Genomic DNA, 16,133 nt, shown 5'->3' on the forward strand with positions numbered 1-16,133 from the left:
CCGCCAGATCCTCCAGCAGCACCCGCCACGACACCCCGTCCACCACCAGGTGGTGCGCCACCACCACCAACCGCACCCCACCCGCACCGAGATCGATCAGGGCGAAGCGGATCAGCGGGCCGTCGGCGAGGTCGAAGCCGTGCTGCATCGTGTCGGTGATGGTGTCGAGCGCGCTCTGCCAGGCGTCCGGCGCGAGTGCGGACAGGTCGTGGTGCTCGACCGGTACGGTCCGGTCCTCGGCGAGGTTGCGCTGGCGCCAGCCGGCGCCGGTGCGCTCGAAGCGCAGCCGCAGCGCGTCGTGGTGCGCGACCAGGGCCTCCACCGCCCGGGTGAGCGCGGTGTGGTCGACGGCTTGGGCGAGTTCCAGGTGGACGGCCATGTTGAAGTGTTGCGGTGCCGTGCGGTGGGTGCGGAAGAACCACCGCTGGATCGGGGTGAGCACCACGGAGCCCTCCACGGGCGGCTGGTCCTGGACGGGGGCGGCGGAGGCGGTGGGGCCGCCGAGGGCGGCGGCCAGCGAGGCGACCGTCTGGTGCTGGAAGATGTCCCGCGAGGTGAGGGTGAGTCCGGCCTTGCGGGCGCGGGCGACGACCTGGATGCTGAGGATCGAGTCGCCGCCCAGGTCGAAGAAGTTGTCCTCGACCCCGACCCGCTCGACACACAGCACCTGCGACCAGACGCCGGCCAACACCTCCTCCACCGCGCCCACCGGCGCGGTGAACTCCTCACCGGAACCCACCACTTCGGGCTCCGGCAGAGCCCGCCGGTCCACCTTCCCGTTCGGCGTCAACGGCAGCGCCTCCAGCGACACGAACACCGACGGCACCAGGTAGTCCGGCAGCGCCGCGGCCATGAACTCCCGCAGCCCCCCGGCGCCGTCCGCAACCACGTAGGCGACCAGCCGACGCCCGCCGGACGGACCGACCGGCGCCACGACCACGGCCTGAGACACACCCGGAGCCGACGCCAGCACCGACTCCACCTCACCGAGCTCCACCCGGTGCCCGCGCACCTTCACCTGGTCGTCGACCCGGCCGACGAACTCCAGCTCGCCCCCGGCCGTCCAACGCACCGCGTCACCCGTGCGGTAGAGCCGGCCGCCCACACCGAACGGGTCCGCGACGAACCGCTCCGCCGTCAGCCCCGGCCGACCCACGTAGCCCTGGGCGACACCGCCGCCGGCCACGTACAACTCACCCACCACACCCGGCGGCACCGGCCGCAGCCAGCCGTCCAGCACATACACCCGGGTGTCGGCGATCGGCCGGCCGACCGGCACCGTGTCGCCGTCGAGGTGGGCCGGGGTGATCCGGCAGACCGCGGCGAAGGTGGTGGTCTCGGTGGGCCCGTAGCCGTTCAGCAGGGTGAGCGAGGGGAAGCGCTCCAGCACGGCCCGGCAGTGCCGCGGCGACAGCGCGTCGCCGCCCGCGAGCAGCCGGCGCACCCCGCCGAGCGCCTCGATGCCGGAGTCGACGACCTCGTGGAACAGGCCGGCGGTGAGCCAGAGCGTCGTCACCCCGTACTCGGCCACGAAGGCGCCCAGCTCGCGGGTGTCCAGCACCCCGGGCGCGGGGATGGCCAGGGTGGCACCGTTCAGCAGCGCGCCCCATATCTCGAAGGTGGCCGCGTCGAAGGAGACCGAGGCCAGCTGCGCGACCACGTCCTCGCCGCCGAGTTCGAGGTAGCCGTTGTCCCGGACGACCCGCTCGACGCCGCGGTGCGTGGCCTCGACGCCCTTGGGGCGGCCGGTGGAACCGGAGGTGTAGACGACGTACGCGGCACTGCCCGGGGTGATCGTCACCTGCGGGCGGTCGGTCGGGCGGGCGTCGACGGCCGCGCGGTCGCGGTCGAGCAGGACCACCGCCGGTCCCTCCGGGGTCCAGCGGGCGGCGGAGTCCCGGTCGGTGAGCAGCAGCGTGAGGCCGGCGTCCTCGGCCATGAAATCGAGCCTGCCCAGCGGGTAGGCCGGGTCGAGCGGCACGTACGCGGCGCCGGCCTTGACCACGGCGAGCAGGGCGACGATCAGGTCGGTGCCGCGCTCCAGGTGGATGCCGACCCGGTCGCCGGGCTCGACGCCGAGGGCGATCAGGTGGTGGGCGAGCCGGTTGGTGCGCTCGTCCAGTGCGGCGTAGTCCAGGCGGACGCCCTCGGCGCGCACGGCGGCGGCCCGGGGGGTGCGGGCCGCCTGGGCGGCGAACAGGTCGGGCAGGGTGGCCTCGGTGACGCTGCGCGCGGTGTCATTCCAGGTGTGCAGGAGGCGCTCGGTCTCGGCGTCGGTGAGCAGCGGCGCCTCGGCCATCGGGTGCTGCGGGCGGGCGGCGAGGCCGGCGAGGAGCACGCCGAGCTGGTCGGCGAGGCGTACGGCGGTGGGCTCGTCAAAGAGGTCGGTGCTGTACTCCAGCGAGCCGGTGAGGCCGCCGTCGGGGTTCTGCCAGAACTCCAGGGTGATGTCGAACAGGGCGGCTTCGCGGGGCAGGACGGTCTCGGTGACGGTGAGCCCGGGCAGGTCGGGCAGCCGGGCCGGGGCGTTCTGCAGGACCAGCATGGCCTGGACGAGCGGGGGGCGGCTGGGGTCGCGTTCGACGACCACGGCGTCCACGACGCGGTCGAAGGGCACGTCGTCGTTGGCCAGTGCGTCCAGGACGTCGGTGCGGGTGCGGTCGACGAAGTCGGCGAAGCTGAGCGTCTCGTCGACGTCCGCGCGCAGCACCAGGGTGTTGACGAAGAAGCCGACCAGTTCGGCGAGTTCGAAGCGGTCGCGACCGGCGTCGACGGTGCCGATGGCGATGTCGCGGCGGCCCGACCAGCGGGAGAGCAGCAGTTGGGTGCCGGCGGCGAGGGTGGTGAACAGGGTGGTGCCGTGGTCCCGGCCGAGGACGGTCAGGCGTTCGACAGTGCTCGGTACGAGGGTGAACAGGTGGCGGGCGCCGGCGGAGCTGCGCAGGGCCGGGCGGGGCCGGTCGGTGGGCAGTTCCAGGGCGGTGACGCCGTCGAGCTTCCGCTGCCAGTAGGCGAGTTGGCCGGCGAGGCGGGGGTTGTCCGCCTGGCTCTGCTGCCAGTGGGCGACGTCGGCGTGCTGGAGGGCGAGGGGTGCGAGCCCGGCCTGGCGGATCAGTGTCTCGGCGGTGGTGTCCGGGTCGGTGGTGGTCAGTGCCGCACGGTAGAGCAGACCGAGGTCGTGAGCGATGACGTCCATCGACCAGGCGTCGGCGACGATGTGGTGCGCGGTGAGGACCAGCAGGTGGTCCTGGGGTGCGGTGCGCACCAGCAGTGCCCGCAGGGGGCGTCCGGAGCGCAGGTCGAAGGGGGCGGACACCTCGGCCCGCAGCAGTTCCTGGACGGCGGCGTCCCGGGCGGGGCCGGTGAGCCCGGCCGGTTCGGCCACCGGCAGTGGCAGGGCGGCGGGTTCGCCGATCACCTGGGCGGGGGCGCCGTCGAGGTCGGTGAAGGCGGTGCGCAGCGGCTCGTGGCGGGCGACGAGGGCGGCCAGGGCGCGCTGCAGCGCGGGGTGGTCGAGGTGGCCGGTGAGGTGCAGTCCGGTGGCGCAGTTGTAGGCGGAGCCGCCGGGTTCGTACTGGTCGAGGAACCAGAGCCGGCGCTGTGCCGGGGAGAGTCCCAGTGGCCGGCCGCGCTCCAGGGCGGGGATCGGTTCGGCGGCGGTCTGGGCGGGGCGCTGTTCCAGGTGCTCCAGGCGGGCGGCGTACCGGGCCAGGGTGAAGTGGTCGAACAGGTCGGCGGGGGCGGGGCGGTGGCCGAGGCGGCGTTCCACCTGGAAGGCCATCCGCAGGCCGGCGATGGAGTCGCCGCCGCGGGCGAAGAAGTCGTCGTCGGCGCCGATCCGCTCGACACCGAGGATCTCGGTCCAGATCTCGGCGAGGTGGCGCTCCAGTTCGGTGCGCGGCGGCGTGTGGGCGGGTTCGGCGATGCGGCTGGGTGCGGGCAGGGCGGTGCGGTCGACCTTGCCGTTGGGGGTGAGGGGGAGGCTGTCCAGGAAGCCGAAGGCGGTGGGCACCATGTGGGCGGGGAGTCGCCCGGCGAGGTGGTCACGCAGTTCGGTGGCGGAGGGGACGGCCTCGGGCAGGCGGGGGACGACATGGGCGACGAGGCGGCGCGGTTCGGGGCCCTGGGCGACGACGACGCACTGGAGCACGCCCTCGTACTCGCTGAGGGCAGCCTCGATCTCGCCGAGTTCGACGCGCAGTCCGCGGATCTTCACCTGGTGGTCGTGGCGGCCGACGAACTCGTACCGCTCGCCGCCGAGTCGGCGTACCCGGTCGCCGGTGCGGTACATCCGGGTGCCGTCGTCGGCGTTGGGGTCGGCGACGAAGCGCTCGGCGGTGAGCGAGGCCCGGTTGACGTAGCCGCGGGCCAGTGCGTCGCCGGCGATGCACAGTTCGCCGACGCCGCCCTCGGGCACGGGGCGCAGGCTGTCGTCGAGCACCATGACCCGGACGCCGGGCACGGCACGGCCGATGCCGGGAACCTCGCCGAGCTCGGGGGGCAGGGGGCCGTTGACGGTGGTGGTGACGGTGGCCTCGGTGGGGCCGTAAGCGTTGAACATGCGCCGGTTGCGGGCCCAGCGGGCCACCAGGTCGGGCGGGCAGGGCTCGCCGCCAGTGGCGAGGCCGCGCAGGTCGGGCAGTTCCACCGGGGGGATGGTGGCGAGCACCGACGGCGGGATCATCGCGTGGGTGACGGAGGTGGTGGACAGGAGTTCGGCGATGCCCTCGCCGACGGTCTGGGTGTCGGCGGCGGGCAGGATCAGGGTGGCCCCGGCGTACCAGGTCTGGACGAGGTCGGCGATGGCGACGTCGAAGTTGGGCGAGACCAGCTGGAGGACGCGGCTGTCCTGGCCGATGGCGAGGGCGTCGGCGTGGGCGGCGCCGAGGGCCTCGACGCCGCGGTGGGTGACGGCCACGCCCTTGGGGGTGCCGGTGGAGCCCGAGGTGTAGATGACGTACGCGGTGTTGTCCAGCAGCACCGGCACGTCGGGGGCGGTGTCCGGGCCGTCCTGGTCGGGCTGGTCGATCCGCAGGGTCCGGGCGGTGGCGCCGAAGGCGTGTTCGCCGGCGTCCCCGGTGAGGATGAGGTTGATGTCGGAGTCGGAGACCATGAAGGCGAGGCGCTCGGCCGGGTACTTGGGGTCGAGCGGGACGTAGGCGCCGCCGGCCTTGAGGACGGCGAGCAGTCCGGTGATCAGGTGCGGGCCGCGTTCGACGAAGACGCCGACCCTGCTCTCGGGCCGCACTCCCTCGGCCACCAGTCGGCGGGCCAGCAGGTTGGCCCGCCGGTCGACCTCACCGTAGGAGAGGCTGACGCCGGCCTGCTCCACCGCGGGGTGGCCGGGCCGGCGGGCGGCCTGTGCTTCGAACAGCCCGTGGAGCGTGGTGCCGGCGATGGCCGACCGATTGAACGACGAGTACATGCCAGACTTCATGCCGGTATCCCAAATCGCTGAGGAATTGTTCGTGGACGCCTGTGACCGTCGAGCGCACGGCGCGTCATCAGCCTCGGCCGGAGCGTGTTTCCGCCGATGCGGCCCGATGTTCTTCCCCGGGTTCGATCCGAAGTCCCCCGGGGCCGACGGCGTATCGGAACGCGTCGGTCCGGCCCGCCACCCCGACTGCACAGCGATGCCTCGGGAAACATTCTTCACCGCCGGAATTCGCTCGAACAGGAGTTTTAGACCTGCCGCAAACACCCACTCCGGAGGCGGTACCAAGGGGGGTCAGCCACCACTCCACGTGGGTATCTGCCGCACCCCACCCCCGGGGGAGTGTCAGCTGAACCCGAATCCATCCTGCAGACGGCATAGTGCGTCGCCACCATGTCTCGGTATGGTGCGGACCATCGATCGAACAGGGTGGGAAGTCGCACACCCACAGGCAGCCACAGGGGCGTCAATGCGGCGATATCGAACCGTTCCACCGCCGGCCCGGCCCGGCGAGGTGGTGGCCTCGCTCAACGCGGTTTCCGTCGCACTCCCCAGTGCCGGTGAGCCGCTTTTCGCACTGAAAAACGTGAACCTCGGAATCCGCTCCGGTTGCTTTCTGGCCGTGATGGGCCCGACGGGCGCTGGAAAGACCACGCTGCTGCGCTGCCTGGCCGGACTGGTCCCGCCGACCTCCGGTTCGACGTGGTGGGCCCCCGGACCGAACCCGGACGAACCGGTCCCCGCCGAACTGCTCCCGGACGAACCGCAACCGGACCACCCGGCCGCCTCGGTGGCCGAGGCCGTCCGGTCGGCGGGCCCGGCCGGCCGGGCCGACCTGGACCTGGTCCACCGGGCGACCCTGCTGGAGCGCAGTCTGGAGCGGCCGGTCCGGGAGCTGTCCGCCTCCGGCCGCCGGCGCCTGGCCGTCGCCCACGCACTGGCCCGGGCCCCGCGACTGCTGCTGGCCGACGAGCCCGGCCCGGACCCCAGCCCCGCCGCCGAACGCGCCCGGGCCGCCGTCCTGCGGCGCGCCACCGCGCAGTTCGACGTCGCGGCAGTCATGGCCGTACGGGATCCGGTCGCCGCCTCGCTCGCCCGCGCGACGATCTTCCTCCACCGCGGGCAGGTCGTCGACGCGGTGGCCGGCGCCGCTCCGGCCGAACTCGCCGAGTGCCTGCTCAGGATCGCGCGGCAACCGTCCGCAGCCTGCGGTTGACCAGATCAAGCATCGCCGCCGGTTCGTTGAGGAAGAAGTGGTCGCCGGGCAGCTCCAGGGACTCGCTCGGGCCCGCGCAGTGCCGGGCCCACTCCTTCATGTCGGCGGGCCGCGCCTCCGCGTCGTCCACCCCGGCGAAGGTCGTCATCGGGACGGGCACAGTGACGCCCGGTTCGGTCAGGTACGTCTCGGTGAGCGCGAAATCGGCCCGCAACACCGGCAACAGCAGCGCGAGGATCTCCGGGTCGTTCAGCACCGCGGTCGGCATCCCGTTCATCTGCCGGATCTCCTCGGTCAGTTCGGCGTCCGGCAGCAGGTGCCGGCGCATCGCGGTGCGCTGCGGCACGCAGCCGCCCAGGAACAGCCAGGTCGGCGTCCGCGCCCCGCGCTCGGCCAGCAGCCGGGTCAGCGCGAAGGCGATCTGACCGCCCATGCTGTGCCCGAAGAGGGCGAACGGCTTGTCCGTCCACGGCTCCAGATGCTCGGCCAGCCGCACCACCAGGTCTGCCATCACGGTCGCCGGCGGCTCGCTGATCCGCTCCTCCCGGCCGGGCAGCAGCACCGGGCACACCTCGACGGACGGGTCCAGGAACTCGTGCCAGGACCGGAACACGCTGGTGCCGCCACCCGCGTACGGGAAGCAGAACAGCCGCACCCTGGCCGCCGGGCGCTGGGGCCGGGTGACCACCCAGCGCGGGCTACGGGACTTGGTGGTTTCCACAGGACTGCCTTTCCGGAGCTTTCCGAAGGGGACGCCGCCCGGGGTCTCCGGGGGGCAGGAGGCGGAGCGGACACGGTCAGGGCACGGGGTCGCCGATGTTCTCGGCGGGCTCGGCCGACCTGGTGGGTTCGGGGGCGGAACCGGCGGCGGGCACGGCGCTGCGGACATCCGGAAACGCCCGCAGCGTACGGCTGAGGCCGGCTCCCACCGCAGCGAGCAGCAGGAGGCCGACGAAGACCGCGACCGCCGTCCCGCGCCCGGCCGTATCGGCGAGCACGCCGCCGAGCAGCGGGCCGGCCACCCCCGCGACGCCACCGGTGAGCGCCATCGCCGCCCCGACCCGGCCCCGCAGGCCGTCCGGGGTGACGCTCATCTGGTACACCACCACGGTGGCGTGCACGGTCGGCGCGCAGAAGGCGATCGCCGCGAGCACGGCTCCGAAGAGGTACGCGCTGGTGCCGAGCACGAGCAGCGGGGTGACCGCGGCGCCGACCAGGCCGAGGCCGGCGATCGCGACCCGCGGCGCGATGAGCCGCTGCAGCACCGGCGCCACCACGGCGCCGAGCAGGCCCCCGACGCCCGTCATGGCCCCGATCACGCCGATCTCGTCGGCCGGCACCCCCGACCGCTTCGCGAGGGTCACCACCAGCAGGTAGAGCGCGTTGAACGCGATGCTGACCGCCACCGCCACCAGCAGGGCGCTGCGCAGCACCGGGCGCTCCCGGATGAAGCGCACGCCGACCTTGAGGTCCCCGGCCAGCGAGCCGCCCTGCCCGGCGGGAGCCGCAACGGCGGCCGGAAGCCGCAGGAACAGCAGCAGCACGAAGGAGGCGGCGAAGGTGACCGCGTTGACGGCGAACGGCAGCCACTGGCGCGCGGCCAGCAGCAGACCGCCGAGCCCCGGGCCGACCAGCGTCGCCAGGTAGCTGCGGGCCGCGTTGCGCGAGACCGCCTCCGGCAGCTGGCTCGGGTGGACGAGCTGGGGCAGCAACGCCTCCTCCGCCGGGGTGAACAGCGCCGCCGCCGCGCCGTCCACGGCGGCCACCAGGAACACCAGGCCCAGGCCCTCGTCCCCCCGCCACAGCGCCAGCACGAGCGCGGCGAGGACCGGGATGCGCACCAGCTCACAGGCAATCAGCACCCGCTTGCGGTTCCACCGGTCCACCAGCGCGCCGGCCGGGATCAGCACCAGCAGCCGGACCATCGCGTTCACGGTGCCGGCCGCGCCCGCGGTGACGGCGGATCCGGTCAGCGCGAGCACTACCAGCGGGATCGCGAACAGCGAGACCTGGCCACCGATTTCGGAGAGCAGCTGACTGACCAGCACCACGTTGTAGTTGCGGTTTCGCGCCAATGGTCTTGGAATCTGCGACTGTTCGACGTCCGGCACCCTGAGATCCCTCCGCCCGCCCTGTTCTGACCTGCGCATGCTGCCACCGGCCTGTCGCAACCGGGAGATCTTTAAGTGAGGACGGAACAACGCTGGTCGAACGTCCGATCGGATCGAGCCGGCGCCGCCTGGAACTCGAAAGAGTAGTGCAGGCAACACCCCCCTTCGGGTGTGCGGTGTACTTACCGGAACGCTCCGAGCGGACAGACTTGGAGACGTACAGCGGCGCGGTTGAGGCCGCGTCTCACAAGGGTTTCGAGGAGTCTTCTCATGGCCGGTTCTGCCGGAAAGCCCGGATCGGGCTGGGTCGTCCTTCCGCTGGTGCTGTTCTTCATCGGTGCCATGCTCACCTCCGTGGTCTCCCACGGCGTGACGGGCAGCACCCACACCACCGTCATGATCGGCGGGTTCGTCCTGGACGCGATCGCCCTGGTCTGGGGCGTCGCCCGCTGGCGCAAGGCGAGCAACGGTGAGTGACCCCTTGACCGTGACCCGGCCGTCCCATCCTGCGACCAGGAGCACCCCGACCATGACCACACCGTTCCCGGCCGACCCGGCCCGGCGGCCCGCCCGCGCCTACCAGCGGAGCCTGGGCCTGCGGGCGGTCGCCGCCACCATCGCGATCGGGGCCGTCTTCGGCCTCGCCTCCTGCAACTCGCCCCAGCAGGTGCTCGATCGGGCCGACATGTGCCTGAAGATCACCGACCTGGCGCTGTTCAACCCGCACCCCGTGGACGCCGACGCCGCGGTCAAGGATGTCAACGACCGCGCGGACAAGATCGACGAGCTGGTGAAGAAGGCCAAGGACGACAAGCTGAAGAAGGCCGCCAGCGACACCGCCAACGAGCTGCGCAACACCAAGCTCAAGGACCGCGACCCCGGCAGCGTCTCCGTGTACGTCGCCGGCCAGAACAAGCGGCTTGAGTCGCTGCGCTCCACCTGCACCAGCGCCGGTGACATGGCGGGCTGACGCACCGCCACTCATGGACCGGAGGCCGTGGTGGGCGGGACCCCCGCCTGCTCACTCCGACCTCCCTCACCGGGTGTCCGGGGCCCCCCGCCCCAGGCACCCGGTGCTTTCCGTTTCCGGGCCCGCGACGAACGCCGGTTCCTGCTAGGCCTCCTGGACGTCGTGCCCGAGATAGGTCAGCACAGCCAGCACCCGGCGGTGCACACTGCCGCCCTCCGGCGGCAGGTTGAACTTGTCGAAGATGTTCCGGATGTGCTTGCTCACCGCCCGCTCGGTGATCACCAGTTGTTCCGAGATCGCGTTGTTGGCCTTGCCCTGCGCCATCAGCTCCAGCACTTCCTGCTCGCGCGGGCTCAGATTGCGCATCGGCCTGGCCGCGACCTGCCGGCTGAGCAGTTGGGTGACCACCTCCGGGTCGAGCACGGTACCGCCGCCGGCGACCGTCTCCACCGCCTCCAGGAACTGGTCCACCCGCCCCACCCGGTCCTTCAGCAGGTAGCCCACCCCCTTCGCCCCGTGCGCCAGTAGCTCGGCCGCGTACGTCTCCTCAACGTACTGGGAGAGCACCAGGACCGGCAGATCCGGCAGTTCGCGCCGGGCGGCGAGCGCCGCCCGCAGCCCCTCGTCCCGGAACGACGGCGGCAGCCGGACGTCGAGGACCGCCAGGTCGGGCCGGTGGTTGCGCAGCGCGGGCAGGATCTCCGGTCCCGCGCCGACCGACGCCTCCACCGAGTGGCCGTTGCTGCTGAGCAGCAGGACCATCCCCTCCCGCAGCAGGGCGTTGTCCTCCGCGATCACGATCCGCATGGCAGCTCCACTTTCAGCTCCGTAGGCCCTCCGACAGGGCTGGTGAGGGTCGCCGTACCGTCCAGCGCGGCCACCCGGCGGCGGATGCCGACCAGACCGGAGCCGCCGTGTTCGTCGGCACCCCCGCGTCCGTCGTCGGTGACCGTAATGGTCAGCTGTCCGCCGCTGCGCTGGAAGCGTACCGAGGACCTGGTCGCCCGGCTGTGCTTCCTGATGTTGGTCAGCCCCTCGGCGATCACGAAGTAGGCCGCCGCCTCCACGGACGCGGGCACCCGGTGGCCGTTCTCCACCGCGCTCACCTGCAGGTCCACCGGAATCGACGAGCCGGCCGCCAGCGCCCGGACGGCACCGGCGAGTCCACGGTCCGTCAGCACCGGTGGGTAGACCGTCCGTACGACGTGGCGCAGGTCGGCCAGGACCCGCTCGATGCCCTCCTGCGCCTCGTCCAGCCGCGCTTTGGTCGCCTCCGGGTCCTTCGACAACTGCTGTTTGGCCAGCCCGATCCGCAGCGACAGGGCGACCAACTGCGCCTGGACGCCGTCGTGGAGGTCCCGTTCGATGCGCCGCAGTTCGGCGCTGTGCGCCTCGACGGCTCCGGCCCGGCTCTCCGACAGCTCGGCCACCCGCTCTGCCAGCCGGGACGACTCGGACGGGCGCAACAGGTGTACCGTCCAGCCCGCCTGACGCTCGGCCAGGAACCTCTGCAGGTTGAGCACCAGCGGTTCGGCCCGCGACGGGACGCCTCGGCGCCGGGCCACCGCGTCGGCCATGCCCAGTCGTACGCCGTCCAGCGGCAGGCCGACCAGCCACAGCAGCAGGGTCAGCAGGCTGAGCAGCATCACGCTCAGGGTCTGCACCGGCAACCACAGGGCGTCGCGCCAGGTGCCGGGGTCGGTCATCGCCAGTCGGAACCGGTCCGAGAGCGAGCCGTCCAGCGGCAGGTACTGCTCCGGCACCGTGGTGCCCAGGAAGGCGCCCGCGCGTACCCGTTCGTGCCCCGCCAGGCTGCGCAGCGCCCGCACCACCTCCGGCCAGGCGGGGGCGCCGATCAGGAACACGGTGAAGAACAGCGAGGCCGGGACGACGAAGCAGCCGAAGAAGCAGACCACTGCCATCGGCAGGCCCATGTACAGGAAGGCGCTGGCGTCCCGGGCGTCGCGGACGGCCGCGCCGAGTCTCGACGTGTCCTCCTCGGTGTCCGGCTGGGGCTCGAACTCTGACACCGGTAGGGCCTCCTGGGATTGGCGTTGCACTGCGGCGACCGCCGCACCACGGGGTTGCGTCCCACCGTAACGAACCGGAAGCGCACCCTGCGGTGTCTCTGTCACCCCAGCACATGGGTGTGCTGGCTGAACCCCAAGACGGGTGGAAAGGTCATCGCGGCGCCCTCGGCGGAGATCCTAGGGTCGGTTGCGTGGACGCGGGTGACCCGCGGCCACGCCGGCCCACCGCAGTGTCGGCCGGCCGGCCAGGAAGCACGCCCGGGAGGGTTCACTGGTGATCAGGCAGCGCATCGGACGGACGGACGCGGCGGATTCAGCCGTCGAGCAGGAGCAGGGCCACCCGATCGGCCCGGTCGCCCTGACCATGCAGTCGGTGACCCGTCGCTACCTTCGGGGCGGCCAGCCGGTGAACGCCCTGGACGACGTAAGCCTGGAGATCCCCCAGGGGCGGTTCGTCGCCGTGATGGGCCGCTCCGGGTCCGGCAAGACGACCTTCCTGCAGTGCGCCGCCGGCCTGGACCGGCCGACGTCCGGCACCGTGCGGATCGGGACCACCGACCTCGGCTCGCTGAGCGAGGCGGCGCTGACCCGGCTGCGCCGGGACCGGATCGGCTTCGTGTTCCAGTCGCTCAACCTGGTGCCGTCGCTGACCGTGCGGGAGAACGTCACGCTGCCGCTGCTGCTGGGCGGCGAGCGACCGGACAGCCCGCAGGCCGTGGAGCGGGCGATGCGCGTCCTGGAGTCGGTCGGGCTGGCAGACCGCGCGGACGACTCCCCGCAGCACCTGTCCGGCGGCCAGCAGCAGCGGGTCGCCATCGCCCGCGCCCTGGTCACCGACCCGGCCGTGATCTTCGCCGACGAGCCGACCGGGGCACTCGACCCCTCCACCGCCAACGACGTCTTCACGCTGCTGCGCCGGGCCGTGGACGACACCGGGCACACCGTGGTGATGGTCACCCACGACCCGGTCGCCGCGAGCTGGTCCGACGAGGCGGTCTTCCTGGCGAAGGGACGGATCGTCACCACCATGGTCCGGCCGCAGACCGCCGACGTCGCCCAGGTCATGGCCGAGATCGGGGGCTGCTGACCATGTCCGCGACCCGCACCGTCCCCCGCGCCGCGGCCCGGGCCCTGCGGAGCCCGAACGGCCCGGGCCGCGGCGAGGGCCAGGCGACCGCCCGCACGGCGCACTTCCTGGCCGTCCGCGCGGTCCGGATGCACCTCAAGGCGTGGAGCGCGGTCTTCGCCGCGCTGCTGCTGACCTCCCTGCTGCTCGGCTCGTTCGCCCTCGCCACGCTGTCCGCCTTCGCCGGGCACGCCCGGGTCGAGCGCTACGCGGCGACCGTCGCGGTCGTCGGCGGCAATCAGACCACCACCTACGAGGCCACCCCGTTCGCCAGCAAGCCGAAGTCCGTCACGGCCGCGCTCACCGAGCGGGTGCGCGTCCCGGAATCTGCCGTCGCCCGGCTGGCCGCCGTCCCCGGCGTCGCGGCGGCGATCCCGGACAGCGCCGTCCCGATCACCCTGACCGCGGCCGACGGCACCACCGCCGTCCCGGGGCCGGACTCGGAGTCCGGGGTCTCCCCCGTCTACGCGCACGGCTGGAGCACCGCCGCGCTGGCGCCCTTCACGCTGCGCTCGGGCCACCAACCGAACGGGCCGCAGGAAGTGGTCCTGGACGGCGCCCTGGCCGCCCGTGCCGGGGCCAAGGTCGGCGACGAGGTCGGCCTCCAGTCGCCGGTCGGCCTGCCCGTGCACTACCGGGTGGCGGGCATCGCCGCACCCCGGGGCGGTGGCGACGGCACCGGCCTGGCCCACCAGGGCACGGTCTTCCTCAGTGACCAGAAGGCTCGCGACCTGGCGGGCCACCCCGGCCAGGTGGACGCGATCGGCGTCCTCGCGGAGGACGGCACAACCGTCCACACCCTCTACCCGGCGCTGCGCGCCGCCCTGGACGGCGGCACCGCGGCCCACGACGCCGTCGGCGAGCGGGCGCCGCAGGACTCCTCGGCCCTGCGGGTGCTGACCGGCAACGCCCGCGGGAACGCGGAGTTCCTCCAAGCCGCGCCCAGCCGGATCGGGCTGCTGATGCTGCTGGCCACGGTCTGCGTGGTGGTCACCATGATCGCCGTGTTGGTGGTCTCCAGCACCGTGGCGCAGGCCGTCCACCAGCGGGCCCGGGAGTTCGCGCTGCTCCGGGCCGTCGGGGCGACCCCCCGCCAGTTGCGGGTCACCGTGGGGCGCGAGACCGCGATGGTCGCCATCACCGCCGCCCTGCTGGGCGCGGCCGGCGCCGTCCCCGTCTACCTGGAACTCGTCGCCATGTTGGAGCAGCGCGGCGCGATCCCCGTCGGCCTCGACCTGTCCATGCCGCCGATGATGCTGGCCTCGGTGGTCCTCACCGGGGCACTGACCCTGCTGGTGGCCCGGGTCGCGGCCGCGCTCGCCTGCGGGCGGACGGCCAAGCTGAAGCCGGCCGCAGCGATGGGCGAAGCCCAGACCGAGCCCGAGCAGCCCGGCAAAGGACGCACGATCACCGGCGTCATCCTGCTCTTCGCCGGGGTCAGCGCGGCCGGCACGGCCTCGCTGCAGCGCGGCGAGACCGCCGCCGCGGCCGCCAGTTCGGCCGCGATGGCCCTGGTCATCGCGTGCGCGCTGCTCGGCCCGTGGATCGCCCGGCTCGCCATCCACCTGGTCGGTGGCACGGTGCGCCGCCTCGGTGGGGCCGGCGGCTACCTCGCCGACGCCGCCACCCGGGCGAACTCCCGGCGCCTGGGCGCGGCGATCACCCCGATCGTGCTGGTGGTGGCCTTCGTCGGGGTCCAGCTCTCGGCCGGCGCCACGCTGGACCGCGAGGGCGGCCGGCAGGCCGGCAGCTCCATGCGGGCCGACCTGTCGGTCACCGCCGGCGGCGCGGGCATCCCCGAGGAGGTGGTGCAGCGGCTCGCCCGGACGAACGGCGTGAGCGCGGCCACCGGCGTGCTGTACAGCACCATCGTGCTGGCACACCGCGAGGTCGGCGATCCCAAGCTCGACCGGTTCCCGGTGCTCGGCATCACCCCGCAGGCCCTGCCCGCCACCCTCGACCCCAAGGTGACCGCCGGTGACCTCGGCACGCTCGGCCGCGGCACGGTCGCGGTCGGCACCGAGCGCGCCCGCGATCTGAGCCTGTCCGTCGGCTCCACGGTGACGATCCGCTACGGCGACGGCGCGGCCGTGCCGCTGCGCGTGGTCGCGCTCTACGAACGGCAGCTGGCGCTCGGCGAGTTCCTCTTCGCCCACGACGAACTGGCCGCGCACACCGCCGCCCCGGCGAACGGGCGGGCGCTGCTGGCGGTCGACCCGGGCTCCGACCACCGGGCCGTGCGGGCCGCCGTGGAGCGGGAGTTGGCCGTTGCCGCGCCCGGTGCCACGGTGACCGACCAGCCGTCCCCCGAGCACCTGCGCGAGGAGGACCGCGGCGTCGGCCAGGTGATCACCACGGTCGCGGTGTCCGCGATCGGCAGCTTCACCGTGATCGCGGTGCTGAGCACCCTGGCCCTGATCGTCACCGGACGGCGGCCGGAACTCGCCCTTCTGCGACTGGTCGGCGCCGGCCGGCGGCAGGTCCGTGGCATGCTCCAGGTGGAGGCGTTGATCGTCATGACGGTCGGCCTGGTGATCGGCGCCCTGGCGGCGCTCATTCCCCTGGCCGCCTTCAGTTGGTCACTTGCCGGTTCACTGCCCTATCTGCCGGGAATGCAGGTGGCGTTGATCGTGTCGACCGTCGTGGTCACCACGCTGGCCGGCTACCTGCTGCCGGGCCGGTCCTTCCGGCGCAGGCGGCATCCGGCCGAACTCCGGCGCGTGTGACACCGTTCCGGCAGCAGGGCAGGCAGTAGTTGTAGGCAGAGAAAGAAACGAGGAACTCCACCCGATGCGTCGCGTCGCCGTAGCAAGTCTGCTGGCCCTGGCCGGAGCGGCCGCGCTGGTCCTCAGCGCCTTCCAGCCCTGGTACGAGAAGAGCGATCCTCGGTCGGTGCCGATCGCAGACCTCTTCCAGGGCTTCTCCCCCGACCGCACCGCCACGACCGGCACGTCCATGATGATCCCGCTGGCCGCCGGCGCGGCGATCGCGGCCCTCGCCCTGCTGGTGCGCTCTCGGCTGGTGATGCTCCTGGCCGGGCTGCTCGCCCTGGCCACCTGCGTGCTGTGGACGGTCCAGAAGTCCCTCGAGGTGGCGCCGGTCTCCTTCGACATCACCGACCTGCACACCGGCCTGTGGAACGCCTACGGCGGTGTCCTGCTGCTGCTGATCGCCGTGGCGGTGCTGCCCCCCAGGCGCGCCTGACCGCGCGGCCGCCCGCGTCAGCCGGCCCTCCGGCGTGGGTGT

Annotated in this window: 11 protein-coding genes; 6 read left to right on the forward strand and 5 right to left on the reverse strand. The window is 73.1% G+C overall.

The genetic code is table 11. The annotated features are described in order from the left end of the window. Positions 1 to 5,437 (reverse strand): amino acid adenylation domain-containing protein (locus ACZ52J_RS33125; RefSeq protein ID WP_465624011.1); only part of this gene is annotated, 5,437 nt, incomplete at its 3' end. Between the two features lie 583 nt (positions 5,438 to 6,020). Between ACZ52J_RS33125 and ACZ52J_RS33130 the strand changes: the two genes are divergently transcribed. Beyond that, positions 6,021 to 6,650: an ATP-binding cassette domain-containing protein gene (locus tag ACZ52J_RS33130; protein WP_465624013.1), complete on the forward strand. Its 630-nt coding sequence runs from the start codon at positions 6,021 to 6,023 to the stop codon at positions 6,648 to 6,650. Here the strand turns inward: ACZ52J_RS33130 and ACZ52J_RS33135 are convergent. After that, entirely contained in the window at positions 6,613 to 7,371 is a 759-nt protein-coding gene (locus ACZ52J_RS33135; RefSeq protein WP_465624015.1) for a thioesterase II family protein, read from the reverse strand. The two genes, ACZ52J_RS33130 and ACZ52J_RS33135, sit on opposite strands and share 38 nt — an antisense overlap. A gap of 76 nt (positions 7,372 to 7,447) precedes the next feature. Then, positions 7,448 to 8,761: an MFS transporter gene (locus tag ACZ52J_RS33140; RefSeq protein ID WP_465624017.1), complete on the reverse strand. Its 1,314-nt coding sequence runs from the start codon at positions 8,759 to 8,761 to the stop codon at positions 7,448 to 7,450. 270 nt (positions 8,762 to 9,031) lie between these two features. Between ACZ52J_RS33140 and ACZ52J_RS33145 the strand changes: the two genes are divergently transcribed. Together ACZ52J_RS33145 and ACZ52J_RS33150 are read left to right on the forward strand one after the other, a co-directional pair. Then, positions 9,032 to 9,238 carry a hypothetical protein gene (locus ACZ52J_RS33145; RefSeq protein ID WP_350516285.1) on the forward strand — a complete coding sequence of 69 codons (207 nt, stop codon included), beginning with the start codon at positions 9,032 to 9,034 and terminating at the stop codon, positions 9,236 to 9,238. A 52-nt stretch (positions 9,239 to 9,290) separates the two neighbouring features. Beyond that, positions 9,291 to 9,731, forward strand: a complete 441-nt coding sequence (locus ACZ52J_RS33150) for a hypothetical protein (protein ID WP_465624019.1) — start codon at positions 9,291 to 9,293, stop codon at positions 9,729 to 9,731. A 144-nt stretch (positions 9,732 to 9,875) separates the two neighbouring features. Here the strand turns inward: ACZ52J_RS33150 and ACZ52J_RS33155 are convergent, their stop codons facing one another. Next, the gene (locus tag ACZ52J_RS33155; RefSeq protein WP_360493050.1) at positions 9,876 to 10,538 is read right to left on the reverse strand and encodes a response regulator transcription factor; all 663 of its coding nucleotides are present in this window, start codon (positions 10,536 to 10,538) and stop codon (positions 9,876 to 9,878) included. Next, complete coding sequence (locus tag ACZ52J_RS33160; RefSeq protein ID WP_360493569.1) at positions 10,526 to 11,665, reverse strand: sensor histidine kinase; 1,140 nt, start codon at positions 11,663 to 11,665, stop codon at positions 10,526 to 10,528. The genes ACZ52J_RS33155 and ACZ52J_RS33160 overlap by 13 nt, the downstream gene beginning before the upstream one ends. Positions 11,666 to 12,038: 373 nt before the next feature. On the opposite strand from ACZ52J_RS33160, the gene ACZ52J_RS33165 reads away from it, so the two are divergent. From ACZ52J_RS33165 to ACZ52J_RS33175, 3 genes are all read left to right on the forward strand, one after another. Then, a complete protein-coding gene (locus ACZ52J_RS33165; RefSeq protein WP_465624068.1) occupies positions 12,039 to 12,848 on the forward strand; it encodes an ABC transporter ATP-binding protein in 810 nt (269 codons plus the stop codon). A gap of 2 nt (positions 12,849 to 12,850) precedes the next feature. Further along, positions 12,851 to 15,613, forward strand: coding sequence for an FtsX-like permease family protein (locus tag ACZ52J_RS33170; RefSeq protein ID WP_465624021.1), 2,763 nt, complete (start codon positions 12,851 to 12,853; stop codon positions 15,611 to 15,613). Between the two features lie 64 nt (positions 15,614 to 15,677). Continuing rightward, positions 15,678 to 16,091: a hypothetical protein gene (locus ACZ52J_RS33175; protein WP_465624023.1), complete on the forward strand. Its 414-nt coding sequence runs from the start codon at positions 15,678 to 15,680 to the stop codon at positions 16,089 to 16,091. Positions 16,092 to 16,133 lie beyond the last annotated feature (42 nt).

The sequence above is a fragment of the Kitasatospora sp. NPDC034035 genome (assembly GCF_055575755.1).

Coding starts and splice junctions, on each gene's coding strand:
- ACZ52J_RS33150 (WP_465624019.1), top strand. CDS start 9,291: ATGACCACACCGTTCCCGGCCGACCCGGCCCGGCGGCCCGCCCGCGCC.
- ACZ52J_RS33145 (WP_350516285.1), top strand. CDS start 9,032: ATGGCCGGTTCTGCCGGAAAGCCCGGATCGGGCTGGGTCGTCCTTCCG.
- ACZ52J_RS33175 (WP_465624023.1), top strand. CDS start 15,678: ATGCGTCGCGTCGCCGTAGCAAGTCTGCTGGCCCTGGCCGGAGCGGCC.
- ACZ52J_RS33170 (WP_465624021.1), top strand. CDS start 12,851: ATGTCCGCGACCCGCACCGTCCCCCGCGCCGCGGCCCGGGCCCTGCGG.
- ACZ52J_RS33160 (WP_360493569.1), bottom strand. CDS start 11,665: ATGGGCCTGCCGATGGCAGTGGTCTGCTTCTTCGGCTGCTTCGTCGTC.
- ACZ52J_RS33155 (WP_360493050.1), bottom strand. CDS start 10,538: ATGCGGATCGTGATCGCGGAGGACAACGCCCTGCTGCGGGAGGGGATG.